Here is an 18,594-nt window from a genome sequence, read left to right as displayed (position 1 = left end):
CCATGACCGAGATCGAGCACAAGCCGGATATCTCGCTGCGCCTCTTGGAAATCTTCGGCGCGATGATGCGCTGCGAGACGACGGTGGAGGCCGCCGAGCAGCTGGGCATTTCCCAGCCGGCCGTTTCGAACGGCATCCGTCAGCTCGAAAACCAGCTCGGCGTAACCCTGTTCGAACGCCTGCACCGCAGGCTCGAGCCGACCGAGGAAGCACTGCTGCTTTTCGATGAAGTACGCCCCATTTTCGGCATGCTGCGCAGCTTTTCCACCCGCGCCCGGTCGATCAGGCATGGCACGTCGGGCCGGCTGCGCGTCATTTCGACGCCGCCGCTCGGCAATACGGTCGCCCCGATGGCGCTTGCGAGGTTCCTGAAGGACCGGCCGGACGTATCCGTCTCCTACGACGTGCGCCGGCTGGAACACGTCATCGAAGACGTGCAGAGCGGTGCCGCCGATGTCGGCCTGGCGATTGCGCTGGAACGCCATCCTTCGGTCAATGTCGAGATCCTGTCGCGCACCCACATGGTCGCGCTGGTGCCGAAGGGGCACGCAGTGGCCGCACGGCAGGAAGTGACGGTCAACGACCTGACCGAACACGGTTTCATCGGCCTCGAAGTAGAATCGCGCATGGGTCAGCTGCTGCGCGACGCCTTCGAGCGCGACGGCATCGCCTACGAGCCGCGGGTCGAGGTGCGTTATTGCGCAACGGCTGCGGTGCTGGCCGGGGCGGGCATAGGAGCGGCGGTCGTCGATCCCTATAGCGCCGCCTACCAGCCATCCGAGGGCTTGGTGCAACTGCCCTTCCAGCCGCCCTGCGAAATCGCCGCTGTCCTGATCACTCGCAAGGGCGTGCCGCGCTCGCGCCTGTTGCACGGGTTCATCACCGAACTGAAGCGCGCCGCCGGCGATGCGCTTTGAATTGCGGGCCAGACGATGCCGTCGTGGCCCGTCCTGCCATTCCATTCCACGGACGCCGAAACAAGCAATTTGACCAACGCTGTCCGTCATCCTGAAGGAGATTGTGTCTTGTCCCGTATCGTTTTTCTCAATGGCGAATGGCTGCCCGAAGCCGATGCCAAGGTTTCCATTTTCGACCGCGGATTCCTGTTCGCCGACGCCATTTACGAAGTGACCGGCGTCATCGACGGCAAGCTTCTTGAATACGAAGGCCACGCCGCCCGCCTGAAGCGCTCGATCGCGGAACTCGGAATGCACCTGCCGATCCCGACCGAAGAGCTGCTGGACGTGCATCGCGAGATCGTTCGCCGCAATGCGCTCAAAGAAGGTCTGATCTACCTGCAGCTTTCGCGTGGCCCCGCCGACCGCGACTTCGCGTTCCCACAGGAGCCGAAGCCGACGCTGGTTCTCTTCACCCAGGCGAAGTCAGTGATCGACAACTCCAAGCTCGCCACCGGCCTTTCCGTTGCTCTTCTGCCCGACTGGCGCTGGGAGCGCCGCGACATCAAGACCGTTCAGCTCCTCTATCCCTCCATGGCCAAGATGCAGGCGGCCGAAAAAGGCGCGGACGACGCCTGGCTGGTGGAAGACGGCTTCGTCACGGAGGCGAGCTCGGCGACCGCCCATGTCATCGACAGGACCGGCAAGCTGATCACCCGCCCGCTGTCGAACGCCATCCTGCACGGCATCACCCGCGCCAGCGTGCTCGACATCGCCGAACAGGCCGGCATCCTATACGAGGAGCGGGCCTTCACGCCCGATGAGGCCAAGAATGCTGCGGAAGCCTTCATCACCTCGGCCACCAACTTCGTCATGCCGGTCACGCGCATCGACGGCGCGCCCGTCGGCGACGGAAAGCCCGGTCCGCTGACGCTCAAGCTGCGCGAACTCTATATCGCAAACAAGACCGCCAGCGCCATCTGAGTGGAAACGCCCTCCATGGAGGAGGACGACGGAATGTATGGACGCATCACACCCAGAAAGAGATCGCTTCAATATGATTGGGTTGCCAAAGCTGACGATCTAGGCAAACAGCTTCCCTTCCATATGCGCCTCGAAAAAACCCGGGCTGTCCTGCCCCCAATATAGCTGCCCATCATAGGCATGGATGGACGCACCCAAAACGCCAAGATCGCGAGCCGTTTCGACATTGGACTGCCATGCAGACAGGACGGCCGGCCCGCTTCTCGCGGCCGCCAGCGCAAGCCCGTCCAGGCCAATGGTGTCAGCGATACGGATGCGGACCTCGGGATTGCGGATACGGGACGCTTCGAGACCTTTCCGGCGATGCCGGCCTCCTCCAATGCCTCACGACTAGCGCGCTCCCTCGGGGCTCATAGCGTTCGACCGTCCCTTTAGGAATTACCCATCTCCCTGATCCACGGCTCGATAGTAGGAGGACTTTTTGCTCACACGAAGGATCGACGCGAAGGCATAGCGCTGCCGCCTGACGGACGACCTGTCCACTAAGCAATTCCGTAGCCTTTGCGGCCAGACGGGAGAGATATGATTCGATAGCCATTGGGCTAGTCTCAGTGAACTGCACAGCTTTGCAAGACCGCGGTTGATGGGAACAAGATCGTATCGATTGCATTACCTGAGCCGAAATCGGAAGCTTCAGGCAATGGCATCATCCTACTCCCTCGAAGAATTTATGGCGCAGGACAGCCTACCCATCGCCGAAGCAGAACGAATTCTGCGGATCACCAGGCCACTCATAGCAGACGTTGATGCATTGATGGAGGTGAAGACGCAGAAAGCGGCAGCGAGCGATTGGATCCTCGATTCGTACAGCGATGTACCGCGCCCAAAGAACCGCTCTCGACGATGGGCGAACTGGATGTCAGGGCAGCGGGTCGGCTATGGTTTGTCAATTAGTATGCCGCGACGACGAGGGACTAGGATGTCATCGTCGCTGAACGTCATCGCAGTAAAACCGTAGGCCTCAAGCTCCCGCAGCACATAAACCAGCTTGCGTGCTATGAGCCGGCGATCGAAGTCCTCGTAATCGCGAAAAAACTCGATCGGCATGGTTCAAAGTAGAGTGCCGTGCGGATGAAGCTACCGCACGGCATTTCCGCGATATCATTGTGCAGAACACCAGCACGTTCAGATTTCCGGGAAATCGACATCCGTGCCAGCAACGTTGTTCATCAGATTGGTGAAGAAGTTTTCCGCGACGACAGCCACAATCTCGACGATCTGACTGTCGGTGAGGCCTGCTCCACGAACAGCATCCAGATCGACGTGAGAAACCTTACCGCGCGTTTCAGCGACGCGGCGGGCAAAGGCCAAAATCGCGGCAGCCTTGGGATCCTCCGACGTTCCTGATCGTGCAAGTGCAATTTCTTCCTTGCTCAGTTTGGAAAAGGTGAAGCCGGTGAAGGAGTGCGCGGCATTGCAATATTCACAGCCGTTGACGGCAGCGACCGTGAGAGCGATGCGCTCGCGGGTCTTCACGTCCAGCGCCTTGCTAAGCCCCTGGTTCAGAGCTGCATGAGCGTTGATCACGGCAGGGCTAATGGAAAGGACACGGAAGAGATTGGGGAGTCGGCCGAGCTTTGCACTGATGGTACCAAGTGCAGCCTGCGATCCTTCCGGCGCGGATTGTTGATCGGGAATGAGAATGCGAGACATGGTCTCAACCTTTCTGTTCGGGTTTTGCTGAAAGAGCTCTGCGGCTGAAGGCCTTCGGAGGTTTCTCAGGCCGTCACGTTTAAACGCGCAGCGGAATGGGTAGCGGAAAGCTGCGGACCGAGTGCCAGGCGGGCCGCTTCGAACGCGTTCCACAATCCGACATCCTTCAGCGCCGGGATCGTGCTGGTCTCGCCCTGGTCGAACCCGGCGAGAGCGGCGTCGACCATGTCCTCGGCCTGCATGACGATCTCGGTGGGTAGGTGTTCAACTGGTAGGCCACCGAGTACCCAGAAATCTGTACGGGTCGCGCCGGGCAGAACGGCCTGAGCACGGATACCGCTGTCTGCCAGTTCATGGTTCAGCGATGTAGTGAATGCCTGGACAAAAGCCTTGGTCCCGCCATAGACGCCGTTCAGCAGCTCGGGTGCAACGGCGACAATAGAGGCAATGTTGATCACCGTGCCGCCACCGCGCGCGACAAAACCAGGCACGGCTGCATAGGTCAGACGCATCAGGGCGGTCACGTTAAGACGTACCATTGCGTCCATCCGTTCGACATCGCTTTCCAGCAATTTGGTGTGTGTCCCCACGCCGGCATTGTTGACCAACGCCGTGATGCTCGCATCCTCGCGCAGAGCCTTTTCGACAATGGCGAGATCGGCAGCATCCCCAAGGTCCGCGGCTAGCACTTCGACGGCACGCCCGGTCTGGTCGGAAATCGAAGAGGCAAGCGATTGGAGTTTGTCCTTGTTGCGAGCAACGAGAATAAGATCGTATCCGCGTTTGGCGAGGCGGTCGGCATAGATCGCGCCAATCCCTGTGGAGGCGCCGGTGATAAGTGCAGTTCCCTTGACAGTCATTGGTCTGGTCCTTGTTCGAGGTTGAGAGCGCCATCGCTCTCGACAAGAACGTTATGGACCGAACGAGCCTTGTCCGATATGACGTATAAATTACGTTTTTCGGCCATTTCTTTCGGAGAGATAGATGCCCCACGTTTCCATGGTGCTCACACCGAGCTTCCAGTTTCTCGCACTCGGTGTACAGGCGGCCTTCGAGCTGGCAAACGTGTTGAAGGATGAAGCCTATTACAGCTTGTCGATCTCTTCAGTCGAAGGAGGTCCAGTCACATCATCAAGCGGTTTCGCCGTCCCGACAGTGAAGCTCAGGGAGGTCGGCCCTACGGACACATTGCTTCTTCTGGCCGGTCTCACGCCACCTCCGCAGCAGGATGAGATGACACTGGAAGCCCTGCGCTCCATGGCCAAAGTGTCCCGCCGGGTCGCGGGTCTTTGCACGGGCGCCTTTCTGCTTGGCCAAATGGGGCTGCTGGATGGGCGCCGTGCCACCACGCACTGGTCTTACGCTCAGGACATGCGAAGGGGGTTCCCAAATGTGCGCGTAGAGGATGATCGCATCTTTATAAACGAGGGTCCGGTCTGGACATCGGCGGGTCTCACTGCCGGGCTGGATCTCGCCGTCGCACTGATCGAAAAAGATCTCGGACGCGACATCGCAAGCGCGGTTGCAAGACGACTGGTGATGCATCACCGCCGTGCCGGCGGACAGTCGCAACATTCAGAACTGCTGGAGCTCGCACCCAGCACTGACCGCATCCAGAAAGCGCTGATCCATGCCAAAGCAAATCTCTCCAATCTGCTGACCGTCGAGGAACTGGCTGATGTTGCGGCCTTATCGCCGCGCCAGTTCAGCCGTGCCTTCCGGTCTGAAACAGGCAAGACACCTGCCAAGGCAGTGGAGCAGATCCGTATAGAGGCAGCACGCCTGATGATCGAGGAGACGCGCCACCCCATGGATCAAGTTGCGCGTGAAACCGGCTTTGTCGATCTCCGCCGAATGCGCGAAGCTTTCTTACGCCAATACGGTCAACCACCGCAGACGATCCGTCGTCTGGCAAGGGCGGTCTAACCCTCGCTGCGGTGAACGGTATCAGTTCGCGACTGCAAAAGCGCTGAACACTTGAAGGCGCACATATTTTCATGCTCTGCTCCGCTACCATGACGCGGAGAGGTCACTTCTCACAATTATCTGGCAGATTTCGCGCTGACTTGAAATTCGCCATCACCCTCAGTGTTGCGAAGGTCACGACGGAAAGCACTATAGCAGTATCGTAAGCGCCCAAGCCGACCGCCGTTCCAATTGCGCCCGTTGCCCAGATGCTCGCGGCTGTCGCCGTGCCGCGGGTTCCGAGCTTGCCGACGAGAATTGCTCCACCACCAATAAATCCTACACCGTTGATAATGCCCTCTACTATTCGGGCAGTAGCCTCAGCGTTGCCGACAGTGACCGATTCGGCGGCTTGTATAAAACCGCAAGCGGCGATAGCGACCAACGGGAAAGTCCGCAGCCCCGCGCTTCTCTCGTTACGCTCGCGATCCCATGCGATGGGCAGCGCCAAGACATAGGCTACGAGCAAAGCAACGAGGTGCGGAACGATATCCAGTTCCACGCCCAGCGAAGCAAGCCACTCGTTCAAGCGCGGTCCTCCTTGTAGGTTGCGACACGATAAATGTAGAGCACAACCAAAATGACAAGAACCGCCGTCGAAACCGGATCAACGTATTTCTGTATTATGTCGTAGGCTTGGCCCAACAGGAAACCGGCCAAAGCCAACGCCGCGGTCCATAGCAAAGTACCAACTGCGGAAAATAATAGGAACGATCCGATTGGCATGCTCGCCACGCCGGCCGGAACCGAGATAAGCGTCCTCACTGTTGGGATGAGCCGGCCCACGAGAACCGAGACTTTGCCATGCCGCTTGAACCGTTCTGAGGCAGAATCTACGTCAGAAGGCGACATCGTGAGCCACCGCCCATGCTGGGAGGCGAGGCGTCGAACCCCGTCATGACCAAGTCGACGTCCGAGGTAGTACCATGGCAAGGTGCCGATCAGTGATCCGACCGTGCCGGCTACGATCACCCACGCAATGTTCATGTCACCTTGCGTGGCGAGATAGCCAGCAAGCGGCATAATCAGTTCGGAAGGAATTGGCGGGAAGATATTCTCCAGAAACATCAGCAAGCCGATCCCGAAGGGACCAAACCGTTCCATCATCGATTGCACAAAGGCTTCCATCATCTCCGCTTTTCAGTTCGATGTCCCAAATCTTCTGCCTAGAAATCGGAAGTCCTGCATTTTGATGCCGCGCAGCGACCGGCAGCACTGCAACTATTAGAGTTCAGCCGGTAGGCGTTTCGTCAGGGAAAGAAAGATGACCCGACAAAGCGGGATCTTGGGAAAGATGTTTCAGGATTTCCTCTTCAGTCATCCGGCCAGCCCGGTAAGCAGCAATGACTTCTTGCTGCTCAAGTGTCAGGGCGTCCTCTCTACTGCCTTGCGGTCGAAGGATGCCTAGCTCCGTCAAGATGCTGTTTACGACGCTTTCATCGCCTGTGTCCTGCATGCGATTTCTCCTACCTCGAGAGCAAACCCGCAAATATGGCGCACAGTTCCCGTCGAGCTGTATCAACGGCTCAGTCAGTTTTAAGGTCTTCAAAGGACTCGAACCATCAATGATCTAATTTCCCATAAAAAGCGCTTTCCGAACGGTCGCCTGCGTATAACGTAATGCCTAACGCCGAAATGCCGGCTATGGGGTAAATATGACAATGACCGACTAAAAAGACCACCCTGAACAGGATCCGGCGGAAGGATCGCGCGACACTATTGAGCGCGATCTGCAGCGGCAAGGTGAGAAGAGCGATGGCGCCAAGATTGCACCCCGCAAGGACCAGTCAAAAACCGGACAGGCGGGCGCGGAGGCAGCCGAGCCATCGCCAGGAAGTTGAGACAGCGCTCGGCGCAGTAGGCATAGGGATAAGAGGTTCGGGATCAATTCTCGATCCTTAGGAGACGATGACTCAATGGGTGCTGGAACTATTTCTCCGCAGGGTGAAGGAGTGGCCCATGAAGGTGTCATTTCGCCTGCACAGTCCTCGAAAACACCACTTCGGCTCAAACGTTGAAAAGGAAGCTGTATTGCTGAGGCGATATCCCCCTAGACAGGTGATGCCAATAGTCATCGTCGAAAGGCACCGCAGTTTCTACGCAACTGTCAGCAGCGCGATGGCCTCGTACGGTTCGAGGACCATCTCAGCCTCGATCTTATCGCTGGGGTCATAGTTCCAGATGATGCACTTACCCTCGGCGACAAGCTCCGTCGGAACGGTCAGGCGAACCTGGCCGGGGCTGAAACTCGCTACGACGATAAGCCTGACCTCCTCGAGTCTGCGGGTGTAAACGAACACATCCGGGTGCTGGTCGAGCCATGGTTGGTAATCACCATATACAATCACCGGATGTGCTTTGCGAAGCGCGATGAGCTTTCGGTAATGGTTCCATATGGAAGCGTCGTTGGTCATCGCCCTCTCGGCGTTGACGGTGACGTAATTGGGGTTCACTTCAATCCACGGCGTTCCAGAGGAAAAACCTCCGTGCGGCGCGGCGCTCCACTGCATGGGTGTGCGGGCATTGTCGCGCCCGCTTTCGTTGGCGCCTCGGATGAACTCTTCCGGCGACAGACCAGCCTCCATTTGCAGCCGGTGCATGTTCAATGTCTCGATGTCGCGATACTGGTCGATCGACGTGAACGGCATGTTCGTCATGCCGATCTCTTCACCCTGGTAGACAAATGGCGTTCCCTTTAATAAGTGCAGCACCGTCGCCAGCATTTTTGCGGATTGGCTGTGGTAGCCCGTCGCATCGCCGTAACGGGAAACGGCGCGGGGAAGGTCGTGATTGCCCCAGAACAGTGCGTTCCAGCCGTCATTTGCCAACGCCAGCTGCCATTTGCCGAAAACCGTCTTCAGGCCCGCGAGGTCGAACGGTTTTGAGCGCCATTTGCCGTGAACCGCGTCCCATTGCTGGGTCACGTGTTCGAACTGAAAAACCATGCACAGTTCCTTGCGGTCGCGCCCGGAATAGAGAAGCGCGGATCCCGGCGTGGCGCTCCATGTCTCGCCCACGGTCAGGATGTCACGGCCGCCGAACGTACTAGCATTCATTTCCTGGAGATAGTCATGGAGATGGGGGCCATCCGTAACCACCTGCCGGTCGACTTGCTTGCCGATATAATCGATGACGTCCATGCGGAAGCCCGCAATTCCGCGATCCAGCCACCAGTTCATCATCGCGTAGACTTCGGCGCGGACCTTCGGATTTTCCCAGTTGAGATCGGGCTGCCGACGCGAGAAGAGATGCAGGTAATATTCGCCCGTCGTCGGGTCCAGTGACCAGGCCGGCCCGCCGAACGAGGATTGCAGGTCATTGGGCGGCCCGCCGTCATCGGCCGGCTTGCGCCAGATGTAAAAATCGCGGAACGGGTTGTCGGCAGTCTGGCGCGACTGCAGAAACCAGGGATGCTCATCCGAGGTGTGATTGACCACGAGATCGAGAATGATGCCGATCCCGCGCGCCCTTGCCTCGGACACCAGCCGATCGAAATCCTCGAGCGTCCCGAATTCCGGCGCGACGGCACGATAGTCCGAAATGTCGTAGCCGTTGTCGTCCATGGGTGACTGGTAAATGGGCGAGAGCCAGATGATATCTATGCCGAGCTGTTGCAGGTAATCCAGCCGTGACGTGATGCCCGGAATATCGCCGATGCCATCGCCATCCGAATCGCAGAAGCTGCGCGGGTATACCTGATAAACGGTCGCGCTGTGCCACCACTTGATATCTTGAACCGTATTGTCTGGAACGACTACAGGCATTGCGGATCTCGCTGATTTGAGCCGGCTGGCAGAATGACGGACGGCAAGAGTTTCTTCTTCGCGTGATCGGCCAACGGGTTGAGCAAAGGCGAGGTTCCGCTGCGCAGTCAGATGTCGCTTCTCTTGAGCAGGTAATCGAGCCCGCCCGCGCGGTACCAACGATAACCGTATGGCTCGAGCACCATATTGTGCCGGTCCTTGTCGTCCGCCCGGCTGTCGCTGCCATCGGCGATGTCGATCAGGACGCGTCCACTCTCTCCTATACCGGAATCGAAGGTGATCTGGACCGGCTTGTCGTGGAGGTTGTGGACGGTGACGACGGAATTGTTGCGCCAGTCGTAGCGCATCGCCAGAACGCCGGGATCGCCACAGTCCAGAACGCTGAAGCTTCCCCATCCGATTTCAGGGGCTTCCTTTCTCATGCGGATCATCCGCTCGGTCCAGTTTAGCATCGATTCCGCGTCCCGCCGCTGCGCCGCGACATTAACGTGTTCGAACCCGTAGGGGCCGCCTTCGATGACGGGCAGAACCGGCTTATCCGCCTTGGTGAAGCCGCCATGCGGCTCGGTCGACCATTGCATGGGCGTGCGGGCGCAGTTGCGCTCCTTCAGCGCCAGGTCGTCTCCCATGCCGATCTCGTCACCATATCGCAGGACCGGCGTGCCCGGCAGCGAATACATCAGGCTGTAGGCAAGCTTCAGACGCCTTTCATCGCCGCCCAGCATCGGCGCCAAGCGACGCCGTATCCCGCGGTCATAGAGCTGCATGTCCTTGTCCGGACCGAAGGCGGAAAATACGGCTTGCCGCTGTTTTTCGGTCAGCCGGCCAAGATCGAGTTCATCGTGATTACGCAGGAATATTCCCCATTGCGCCGTTTGCGGCCGCTCCCGGGTCTCGTTCATCGCCTTGGCAAGGGGGCGGGTATCGGCGCTCGCAAGCGCGTAGAACAGAGCCTGGTTGACATGGAAATTGAACATCATCTGCATGCGATCGCCGTCGCCGCCGAAATATTGCAGGTTCTCCTTGGGCACGACATTGGCCTCTGCCAGGATGATGCTGTCGCCCTTGCGCCATTGCAGGAACTCGCGAAAGCTGCGCAGCAGGTCGAACTGCGGTTTTGATGCCTTCACATCCGCGCCTTTTTCGGCGATCACGAAGGGAACGGCATCCATTCGAAAGCCCGAAACGCCGAGCTGTATCCAGAAACCCATGATCTTGAGAATTTCCGCCTGGACATGCGGATTGCCGGTGTTGAGATCCGGCTGGAATTTGAAGAAACGGTGAAAATAGTATTCGCCGGAATTTTCGTCCCGCGTCCAGGTGGTTTTTTGCACGCCGGGAAAAACCATGCCTTCGTCGGCGTTCTCGGGCTTTTTCTCCGACCAAACATACCAATCCCTATACCGAGAATTCTTGTCAGCGCAGGCGTCCTTGAACCAGGGATGCTGATCGGACGTGTGATTGACGACGAGATCGATCAGCACCCGAATACCGCGTTGCTTGGCACTATGGGTAAATTCGACGAAGTCGCCGAGCGTGCCGTATCGAGGATCGATGTTGTAATAGTCGGAAACGTCGTAGCCATCATCGAGACCTGGCGAGGCTTGAAACGGCATCAGCCAAATGGCGTTGACGCCGAGGCCCGCTAAATAATCCAGTCGCCGTTGCAGCCCTTGGAAATCACCCACTCCATCGCCGTTGGCATCCATGAAGGTCTCGACGGACAGGCAGTAGACGACAGCGTTCTTGTACCAGAGGTCGTTGATCAAGGCTGATTCCTTCTCAAAAGTCGCCTGCAGGCGCTCAGCATGACGAGGTTCCGCGGGCCGTCAGGCATCGGATGCACGCAGGGCGGGAAGCACCTGACGCTTCATGAAGTCTAAGAAGCCGATCTGGTCGCGGGAGACGTTATGGATGAACACCTCCTGGAATCCACACGCTTTGGCCGTGGAGATGATCTCGATCAGCGGGTCTGGACGGGTGACAAGCGGAATGGCCTCGTCGATATCCTCGGGCCTGACTTTATCCGCCGCCCTCTCGAAATCTGCAGTTGTCCGAAGGTCAGATAGGGAGGCGGGCGGCAAGGCTGCGTTACGCCACTCTTCCCATGCAGCCGCTCTCGCCTGAGCCTCGCTCTCAGCCCAGCAGACCTGTACTTGCAGCGCCAGCGGCTTCTCCTGCCCTCCACCCTTGCGATAGGCTTCAACCATATCAACCAGTTTGTGCTTCGATTTGCTGACCGTCACCAGTCCATCGGACCATCCGCCCGCCCATTGCGCGGTCGCATCGGACAATGCCGCGGCAAACAGGGCAGGTGGCGTCGCTGGCAGTGACCAGAGCCGCGCCTTGTCGACCGTAAACCAGCGATCACGCCGGTCCACCTCTTCGCCGCGCAGAAGGGCACGGACAATCTCGGTGCCCGCGAGAAGGCGCGCATTGCGTTCCGCCTTTTCCGGCCATTCGCAGCCGACGACGTGTTCGTTGAGAGCCTCGCCGCTCCCCATCGCGATCCAGCGCAATTGGCCGGGAAACATTTCGGAGATCGTACCGATAAGATGCGCCAAGACGGCCGGGTGGTAGCGCCAGCCGCCCGGGATCGCCAGGCTGCCAAATGAGAGCGAAGTTTTCGCCATTGCAGCGCCGAGCCACGCCCAGTTGTTCCCGGAATTACCTTGACGGCATAACCATGGAGCGATGTGATCAGAAGTCATGATGGCGTGAAAACCCGCATCTTCCGCAGCTTGCACGTATGATATCAAATCGCTGGGCGCAAATTGCTCATGAGATGCATGGTATCCGATGATCATGCGCAGCTTCCCTTTTATTCTCGCTCGACGTGGGAATTGGGCCGGTTCCGAGGGAGGTTACGAGCATCCGCCGAAGCCGAGAACGTGCTGGTTTGTTGATGGTTCCCTGTTGAAGGACGAGTGTGGTCTTGGACCTACTCGGCGAGATGTTTCGTCACCCCTGCTGCCGAACCGAGATCGTACGGGGTCGCCGGCTCAAGCGGTAGTTACTCAACCTTGTGCCGGGGAACCATATGGTAAGTTAGCCAAGCGCATTGCTACGCCCAGCGACCTCGCATGGAGAAAGGGTCTTGAGTGGACCCGAACCATCGACCCACTCATAATTTTCGCCAAGCATCTGAGAATACTGTAACTCAGGACCGTTGCATTGGCAGCACGCCGCCGGAAATCCGCATCTCGTCGTCGGCACTCACTTGCACTAGAAATTCTACCAGGACGGTCGTTTAGGTTAAGTCTCTACCTTCATTTTCGCCTTTACTCATCCGCGCGCTGCATAGGTATTTCTTGGAGCACAAATATGCGAACCGTGTACTCGGATAAGCCGGTGGATTGTGATGGCCGCCTGATCTTCGGGCCTACGGAGGCGCACAAGTCTATGATGGGCACCAGCTGGGTGACGATCAGAGACCGTCCGTTTGCGGCCGCAGCAAACAGCAGCAATAACGCTCTGAACGGTCGCGCCTCTCCCACTTCGCGTGTGATTATTGGAAACAGACCTGGAATCCCGGCGCCATATTCGATTGCAGCTTAAACAGCAGCGTTCAGCGCTTTGAACGTTTGCAACTCTCGGCCATTCGAACCCGCCGGAAAAGGAAGCTTGTGAACTCCGTAATCCCGTAGGTTTCGGTCTCGAGTAGGAGTTTGCTGTCTTCGTTCAAGATGGCCTGCTCGATAAGCCCATCACTGGGCCAAGAGCGGCTCTCAAATTTCTTCACGAAAATTTTCGCCATCAAACCGGAGCGCCTTTCCGAGCTGCGATTGCTGACTGCAACAGTGCGCTCAGAAATCGCTGCGATGCCGAGGATGCAAGATTTTCATTTATCGCGGCCTACGCAGATTACAGAGTGAAGCTCGATCGCCGCTGATGCTAAGGCTCCAGGAAAAAAGGTTGCTTCTGGCTCTGCGTCAGTCCATCCATTGAACGATTATCGTTCGCCGATGCTCGGCAGATGAAGCGCGACATCTCGTCGACCTCTGTCGTCGAGAGTTTCGACATTTGCTTGCCAGAAAGCCTCTGCTTCGGAAGGATCATTCTCCCATGACCGCGTGGTGACGATATTGTCGTCCACCTTCGCCCGGCGTCGTCCACCGAGATTGAGGTAACGCATCGCGGTCGCATACGAGGATGTTTCACCCTGATCCTCGCTGAGCTGGCTTTCCGGCCTCGGGTGCGATTGACCCAATATTTGCAGCAAGGCTTCAAATTCGGGCTTGCCCACATTGCGATTGAGGAAACCCGCCACAGGAATGCGGGTTACCTGTCCGCCTGAAAGCGCGTTCGCTTCGTGCACCACCACCGTTTCACCCGAGACCTGATGCTTTTCAAGCGACCACCGGTCGCCATTTGAACTGATGGAGAAATCATGTTTATCGATCATCAAATGCAGTTCTTTACGTTGCTGATCGAGACGCAAAAGCGCGTACGATCTGCTTGATAGGAAAGGACCGATACTCATAACGCCGGCACCCAAACGAGCCAGGCGTGGCGGTGTTCCAGGTGCGCTCCCGCAGTCAAGCTCGATCGCAAGCCGTTTTTTGTTTTGGTAGGATGGCCGCACCTGGATGCGTTGATTACGTGCTACCTGGAGGGTTGGCGATCAGGCACGATCGTAGGTAAAGGATGTCAGCAGCGTTGTAACAAAGTTGCTCGCCTGCTCTTTGACCAAAACCTCAGTCCACTCGTCCGTGCCACGAAGCCGCAAGTCCGTTTGGATGCTGTCGACTGCGGCCTCTTCGATCCGTTTGATATGTGTGTTGAAAGCTTCTTCGCCGCTTCCGTGGTACATATCGCGTATCACCATCCGCAGGATTTCCTGGATCGCAATCTGCCAAGCTGTATTGATCGCCTGCAGTTCGTTTTTGTCTGGTGACATGGCATGCTCCTAATGCGGCCCTCACGGGAGCGGTCGCTTCGTCAAGGCGGGACGTGCCCCGGTTTGATCTCTTGGCGATTTAGGCCTGCCGACCCTTGCGGTTCGCATAGCGGCGATCGCGCGCGGCCTTCCGAGCAGCATCATCCTCACCGACACGTCTCATCCTTGCACTCTCTGCGATCGCGCGCTCCTCCGTTTCCGCTAACGCAACAGCTTCGATAGCTGCTTGCTTTTCGGCCGCATCGGCGTCGCGTCGATTACGCTCCTCAACTTTGAGACGGTCTCGTTCTACGCGGCGTAAGTCGCGCGCTTGAACAAGTGCGGTGCGCTCGGCATGTTTTGCATCCCGTATGGGATCGTTAGCGGTCATCGCTACCTGGTAAGCGGCAAGGAGCAACGCTTTCGCATGAGCAGCAGCGGATCGTCGCTCAGCGAGTTCAGTGTTTCCAAAGTTTCTCAAATGGTATGCCCCTAAGCGCCGATGGCGCGGTCAGCGCGCCTTCGCGCGTTTGGCGACGAGCGCGGCGGTTGCCGACATTCGTTCAGCTTGCTCTTTCGCAAGCCTCGCCTCTCTAAGCCGTAATGTCTTCGCCTCGCGCGCGTGTTCTTCCGACTGCAGCTCTTCTACTGCGTTATTCTTTGAAAAGAATTGGGATTGAACGTTGCCGAAGGCGATTTCGGCTTGCTGGCGAGATTTGCTGTATGTTTCCGTCATGGATTCCTCCATCGTCGGTCGTTCGACCAAAATTAAAAAGGCCAGGCAAGCCGCCTGGCCTCAGACTGATAAGTGCTTCCGGCGATGCCAGTACATCCGTGGTCAAAGGGAAGCAGATATCACTAAGCGGACTGCAGATTGCAGGCCGACATCTTGCCCGACTTCATGTCGCGCTCAAGTTCGAAGCCGATCTTCTGACCTTCAACGAGTTCGCGCATTCCGGCGCGCTCGACAGCGGAGATGTGAACAAAAGCGTCAGCGCCGCCGGTGTCAGGCTGGATAAAGCCGAAGCCCTTGGTGGAGTTGAACCATTTTACTGTCCCAGTGGTCATGATGAACCCATTCAAAGCATAGATTGAGGGACCGCGAGGCAAATGCTACGCGGGTATGAACCGACTATTTTTGAAAGAGAAGTTCGCTTAAAACGCGGTGCCAATCACGCCGTAGACAAGCTCGGCAAGCAAAAGATCGATTTGAGATACATAGGCTGCAAACGGACTGGCGTCAACGTTTAGTTTTTCAACGAGCGCAGTCTCCACTTTAGGTTGTCGAAAACTCAAGCACAGTAGTCCGAGGCGTTAACAACAAAGGTGGCTGACCAATGTCATTCTTGGTTCAGACGGTAGCCGGACGTCGACCTCATCCCACGCGTGTCGTGCCTTCCTCGGTTAAGCAGGCAACCGGCCGCTAATGAGCAATTGGTGAGCGTGCAGAGCTGCCTTACGCGTTCATCGCCGCGTGTATCGATCGAATGACGTGCTCGAAGTCGTACGGCTTTGCAAAAAAAGGAACGCCGGGCGGCAACTCCGCGGCACCCGGAATACCCCTGCCGGATGTGACAATGATTTTTATGGGTGGCCAACGATCGCGAACGAACGCTGCAAGTATTAGGCCATCCATCGTACTCGGCATGTCGATATCGGTGAAGATCATTCGGATATCAGCGTGGCGTTCGATAACAGCAATTGCTGCTGCCGCGCTGTCCGCTTCGAGGACCTGGAAGCCAGCTACTTCCAGGTCGTCGACGATGGCAAGACGGATTAGGGCCTCATCTTCGACGACGAGGACGGTGACGGGTTCGGAGTGCACGGGCTGTCTCGTTTCGGTTGGAGAGAAGTGGGCCCTGCTTCAAGCCCTCAAATGTTTTATCTGATACAGTACCAAATAAACCGTTGGGTGTTTCGTTACAGTAGTGCCACTAAAATTCAGAAGCTTTCTCCTCGGGATCGTCGTTTTCGGTCAAGTGCGAATAGGAATGTGCCTGTAGTCGTCATCGCGGGAAGGAAACTTGGTTCGTCTACCCTTGTGCTAGGTGATCGAGGTCCGGCAGATCTCAGTAAGCGAAACGGTTGCGGCAAGTGAAAGCGGGTCACCAAAACACCGGCGTGTAGCGAGTCTTTCTGGTCACAGTTGGCTAAGAACTGCACGACCACACTGAATTCGTTAGGTGAGGGGCACGGGGCGCGGTACCGGTGTTGCGGCAAAGCGATTTGCTCGAGCGCGATTGAAGTCAGCGCTCTTAACTCTTATTGCGGGACCTCTATGAACGCGGATATGATAGCCGCTTGGGCGGTCGAGAATGGCTTTCTCAGGATCGGCGTAAACGATTATCGCCGCCATGACAATGCGGGCGTGATCACACTCGAGATAAAGAAACTGTCGTATCTTCTGATAGACCAGCGACAGGGATTACGACCGCGCCTGGTATCACAATTGTTCAAAGACATGGCTCTTCCTCGAGCCGGCGCAAGCCTTCAGGTTCTTCCTGCCAATAGCTAGCGCACTTTCCACTTGCGATTGGATCCGACAGCGCTATTCCTTGCTATTGATTGGACCAGTTGGCGTCGGCAAAAGCTGGCTGGCCAGCGTCCTCAACCATCTTGGCGCCGTTTGGCGAACCGTAAATAATTCGGCCGATCGGGCTCGTGCAAAGGCGGGCCGCCACGTGTAGTGCGATTATTGATCGGCTACATCATCATCTGAGCAGGCTCAGCGATCCGTACGGTTTAGCGCGTTGAGTGAGCCTAACAAGTCAGGCCCATATGGGCCCGCTAATCGTTGATGGTTACAGCTCTTGATGGCATGTGAACGTCCGACCTGCCGCGTTGTTAAAGCAAGAAATTTATAGATCACCAAGCACCCACTGATTGAGACGGAAACACCTTTGGCTTACAGCATCGGCAACCTCTCCGGCATTGGGCCACGCGGGAAGACCGAATCGATCCGACGGAGTTCGTCATCGGTCAGCCGTAGCAGGCCAGCACCCGCATTCTCGGTGGCGTGCAAAGGTGTTGAAGCTTTTGGGATGGCGAATAGCGATTGCTGCCGCACCAGGAATTGAAGCGCCACCTGTCGCGCCGTGGCCTGGTGGTTTGCGGCAATCTCCGCCAGCACGCGGCCGCCCGGCGAACCCGCATCCGGAAAGTTGCGGTGGCCGAATGGGCTATAGGCAACTGTGGCTACGCCATGCGCCTCACACCAGGGCAGGACGGAGTGCTCGATCGCGCGTTGCTCCAGATTATAGAGGACCTGGTTGCAAGCGATCCGATCTTGACCACCTGCTTTCCAGGCCTCCTCGAGGTCGGGGACGTCAAAATTGCTCACCCCCCACGATAGGATCTTGCCCTGCTCGCGGAGGTGCTCGAACGCAGCGAACGTCTCCTCGAGCGGGTGTGAGCCGCGCCAGTGCAGGAGATAACCGTCGAGACGGTCGGTGCGTAGGCGCGTGAGCGAACGCTCGCATGCCACTACCGTACCGGCGCGCGAGGCGTTGCTCGGTACGACTTTGGAGACAAGGAAAACCTCATCCCGCCGGCCGGCGATTGCCTCGCCTACTACGATTTCGGCGTCGCCATACATCTCTGCAGTGTCGATATGGGTCATGCCAAGATCCAGACCGCAGCGAAGGGCGGCGATGGCGGTCGGCCGGTGCGCGTCGTCGATGTACCAGGTCCCTTGGCCGATCACCGAAACCTCGCGCGAGGCAAGTCCAAACGGCCTTCGCTCAATGCCCTCCTGACTGGGTAGGGAGGGTCCGTCCGGCGCAGGACCACCCGCGGCGCTCAATCGGCACCTGTCTGTTGGAATTGGTCGCGTGTACTGGCGAACAGGTTGATGACTTCCCGATTGAAAGCTGGGATGTCGTCAGGCTTGCGGCTCGTGACCAGTCCCTGATCAACGACGACCTCCTGATCCACCCACTCCGCGCCTGCGTTTCGAAGGTCGGTCCTCAGGGAAGGCCAAGATGTCAGGCGCCGCCCGCGAGCGGCTCCCGCTTCGATAATCGTCCAGGGCCCGTGGCAGATCGACGCGACCGGCTTGCCCGCGTCGAAGAATGCCCTCACGAAGGCAACCGCTTCTGGCAGTGTCCGGAGGTTATCGGGATTGATGACTCCGCCCGGCAATAGGAGCGCATCGAAGGCTTCCGGCCGAGCGCTTTCGAGAAGCACATCGACGGGAAAGGTCTCGCCCCAATCCGTGAAGTCCCAAGCCTTTACCTGACCGTCCTTGGGCGATACGAGCCGTGTTTCGGCGCCCGCCTCATCTAGCGCTTTACGCGGTTCGGTCATCTCGACCTGTTCGAAGCCGTCTGTCACCAGGATTGCCACTGTGACGCCATTGAGGGTTTGAGAGGCCATGTCGATCTCCTTTCAATAA

21 protein-coding genes are annotated in these 18,594 nt (G+C 57.8%); 5 read left to right on the top strand and 16 right to left on the bottom strand.

What is annotated here, in order from left to right; all coding sequences use genetic code 11:
- Nucleotides 1-2 precede the first annotated feature (2 nt).
- Together BM216_RS31395 and BM216_RS31390 are read left to right on the top strand one after the other, a co-directional pair.
- Nucleotides 3-917, top strand: coding sequence for a LysR family transcriptional regulator (locus BM216_RS31395; RefSeq protein ID WP_093004010.1), 915 nt, complete (start codon nucleotides 3-5; stop codon nucleotides 915-917).
- Nucleotides 918-1,025: 108 nt separating this feature from the next.
- Nucleotides 1,026-1,880 (top strand): D-amino-acid transaminase, encoded by an 855-nt coding sequence (locus BM216_RS31390; RefSeq protein WP_093004008.1) that lies wholly within the window; start codon nucleotides 1,026-1,028, stop codon nucleotides 1,878-1,880.
- A gap of 1,185 nt (nucleotides 1,881-3,065) precedes the next feature.
- On the opposite strand, the gene BM216_RS31385 is transcribed toward BM216_RS31390, so the two are convergent.
- Together BM216_RS31385 and BM216_RS31380 are read right to left on the bottom strand one after the other, a co-directional pair.
- Entirely contained in the window at nucleotides 3,066-3,593 is a 528-nt protein-coding gene (locus BM216_RS31385; RefSeq protein WP_093004006.1) for a carboxymuconolactone decarboxylase family protein, read from the bottom strand.
- Between the two features lie 65 nt (nucleotides 3,594-3,658).
- Nucleotides 3,659-4,453: an SDR family NAD(P)-dependent oxidoreductase gene (locus BM216_RS31380; protein WP_093004004.1), complete on the bottom strand. Its 795-nt coding sequence runs from the start codon at nucleotides 4,451-4,453 to the stop codon at nucleotides 3,659-3,661.
- A 124-nt stretch (nucleotides 4,454-4,577) separates the two neighbouring features.
- Here BM216_RS31380 and BM216_RS31375 point away from each other — a divergent pair, with 124 nt between their 5' ends.
- Nucleotides 4,578-5,519 carry a GlxA family transcriptional regulator gene (locus BM216_RS31375; protein WP_210217092.1) on the top strand — a complete coding sequence of 314 codons (942 nt, stop codon included), beginning with the start codon at nucleotides 4,578-4,580 and terminating at the stop codon, nucleotides 5,517-5,519.
- A 103-nt stretch (nucleotides 5,520-5,622) separates the two neighbouring features.
- Here BM216_RS31375 and BM216_RS31370 read toward each other — a convergent pair whose 3' ends face one another.
- The 12 genes from BM216_RS31370 to BM216_RS31300 all read right to left on the bottom strand — a co-directional run bounded on the left by BM216_RS31370 (nucleotide 5,623) and on the right by BM216_RS31300 (nucleotide 16,026).
- Nucleotides 5,623-6,087 (bottom strand): MgtC/SapB family protein, encoded by a 465-nt coding sequence (locus BM216_RS31370; RefSeq protein WP_093004002.1) that lies wholly within the window; start codon nucleotides 6,085-6,087, stop codon nucleotides 5,623-5,625.
- Nucleotides 6,084-6,689, bottom strand: coding sequence for a DedA family protein (locus tag BM216_RS31365; protein ID WP_244530433.1), 606 nt, complete (start codon nucleotides 6,687-6,689; stop codon nucleotides 6,084-6,086). The genes BM216_RS31370 and BM216_RS31365 overlap by 4 nt, the downstream gene beginning before the upstream one ends.
- A gap of 100 nt (nucleotides 6,690-6,789) precedes the next feature.
- Entirely contained in the window at nucleotides 6,790-7,014 is a 225-nt protein-coding gene (locus BM216_RS31360) for a hypothetical protein (RefSeq protein WP_093003999.1), read from the bottom strand.
- 640 nt (nucleotides 7,015-7,654) lie between these two features.
- A complete protein-coding gene (locus BM216_RS31355) occupies nucleotides 7,655-9,481 on the bottom strand; it encodes a glycoside hydrolase family 13 protein (protein ID WP_244530432.1) in 1,827 nt (608 codons plus the stop codon).
- A complete protein-coding gene (locus tag BM216_RS31350) occupies nucleotides 9,430-11,091 on the bottom strand; it encodes an alpha-amylase family protein (protein ID WP_093003995.1) in 1,662 nt (553 codons plus the stop codon). The genes BM216_RS31355 and BM216_RS31350 overlap by 52 nt, the downstream gene beginning before the upstream one ends.
- Nucleotides 11,092-11,151: 60 nt before the next feature.
- Nucleotides 11,152-12,129: a TIGR03885 family FMN-dependent LLM class oxidoreductase gene (locus BM216_RS31345; protein ID WP_093003993.1), complete on the bottom strand. Its 978-nt coding sequence runs from the start codon at nucleotides 12,127-12,129 to the stop codon at nucleotides 11,152-11,154.
- Between the two features lie 1,145 nt (nucleotides 12,130-13,274).
- On the bottom strand, nucleotides 13,275-13,805 hold the full coding sequence (locus tag BM216_RS34930; protein ID WP_244530431.1) for a hypothetical protein: 531 nt from the start codon (nucleotides 13,803-13,805) through the stop codon (nucleotides 13,275-13,277).
- Nucleotides 13,806-13,946: 141 nt separating this feature from the next.
- The gene (locus tag BM216_RS31320) at nucleotides 13,947-14,222 is read right to left on the bottom strand and encodes a hypothetical protein (protein WP_093003987.1); all 276 of its coding nucleotides are present in this window, start codon (nucleotides 14,220-14,222) and stop codon (nucleotides 13,947-13,949) included.
- Between the two features lie 79 nt (nucleotides 14,223-14,301).
- Nucleotides 14,302-14,682 carry a DUF6481 family protein gene (locus BM216_RS31315; RefSeq protein WP_093003985.1) on the bottom strand — a complete coding sequence of 127 codons (381 nt, stop codon included), beginning with the start codon at nucleotides 14,680-14,682 and terminating at the stop codon, nucleotides 14,302-14,304.
- Between the two features lie 30 nt (nucleotides 14,683-14,712).
- Complete coding sequence (locus tag BM216_RS31310; protein ID WP_093003983.1) at nucleotides 14,713-14,937, bottom strand: hypothetical protein; 225 nt, start codon at nucleotides 14,935-14,937, stop codon at nucleotides 14,713-14,715.
- 122 nt (nucleotides 14,938-15,059) lie between these two features.
- A complete protein-coding gene (locus BM216_RS31305; RefSeq protein WP_093003981.1) occupies nucleotides 15,060-15,269 on the bottom strand; it encodes a cold-shock protein in 210 nt (69 codons plus the stop codon).
- Nucleotides 15,270-15,657: 388 nt separating this feature from the next.
- Nucleotides 15,658-16,026, bottom strand: a complete 369-nt coding sequence (locus BM216_RS31300) for a response regulator (RefSeq protein ID WP_093003979.1) — start codon at nucleotides 16,024-16,026, stop codon at nucleotides 15,658-15,660.
- 453 nt (nucleotides 16,027-16,479) lie between these two features.
- Here BM216_RS31300 and BM216_RS34925 point away from each other — a divergent pair, with 453 nt between their 5' ends.
- Nucleotides 16,480-16,716, top strand: a complete 237-nt coding sequence (locus tag BM216_RS34925; protein ID WP_093003977.1) for a hypothetical protein — start codon at nucleotides 16,480-16,482, stop codon at nucleotides 16,714-16,716.
- Entirely contained in the window at nucleotides 16,703-16,888 is a 186-nt protein-coding gene (locus BM216_RS35160; protein ID WP_348272031.1) for an ATP-binding protein, read from the top strand. The genes BM216_RS34925 and BM216_RS35160 overlap by 14 nt, the downstream gene beginning before the upstream one ends.
- Nucleotides 16,889-17,106: 218 nt before the next feature.
- Here BM216_RS35160 and BM216_RS31285 read toward each other — a convergent pair whose 3' ends face one another.
- Entirely contained in the window at nucleotides 17,107-17,946 is an 840-nt protein-coding gene (locus BM216_RS31285; protein ID WP_093004043.1) for an aldo/keto reductase, read from the bottom strand.
- 53 nt (nucleotides 17,947-17,999) lie between these two features.
- Complete coding sequence (locus BM216_RS31280; RefSeq protein WP_093003975.1) at nucleotides 18,000-18,575, bottom strand: type 1 glutamine amidotransferase domain-containing protein; 576 nt, start codon at nucleotides 18,573-18,575, stop codon at nucleotides 18,000-18,002.
- Between the last annotated feature and the right edge of the window lie 19 nt (nucleotides 18,576-18,594).

It is taken from the genome of Rhizobium sp. NFR07 (genome assembly GCF_900111905.1).
GTDB lineage: Bacteria > Pseudomonadota > Alphaproteobacteria > Rhizobiales > Rhizobiaceae > Neorhizobium.
The sequence above is the reverse complement of the archived record's forward strand: the minus strand, read 5'-3'. Positions and strand labels throughout refer to the sequence as shown.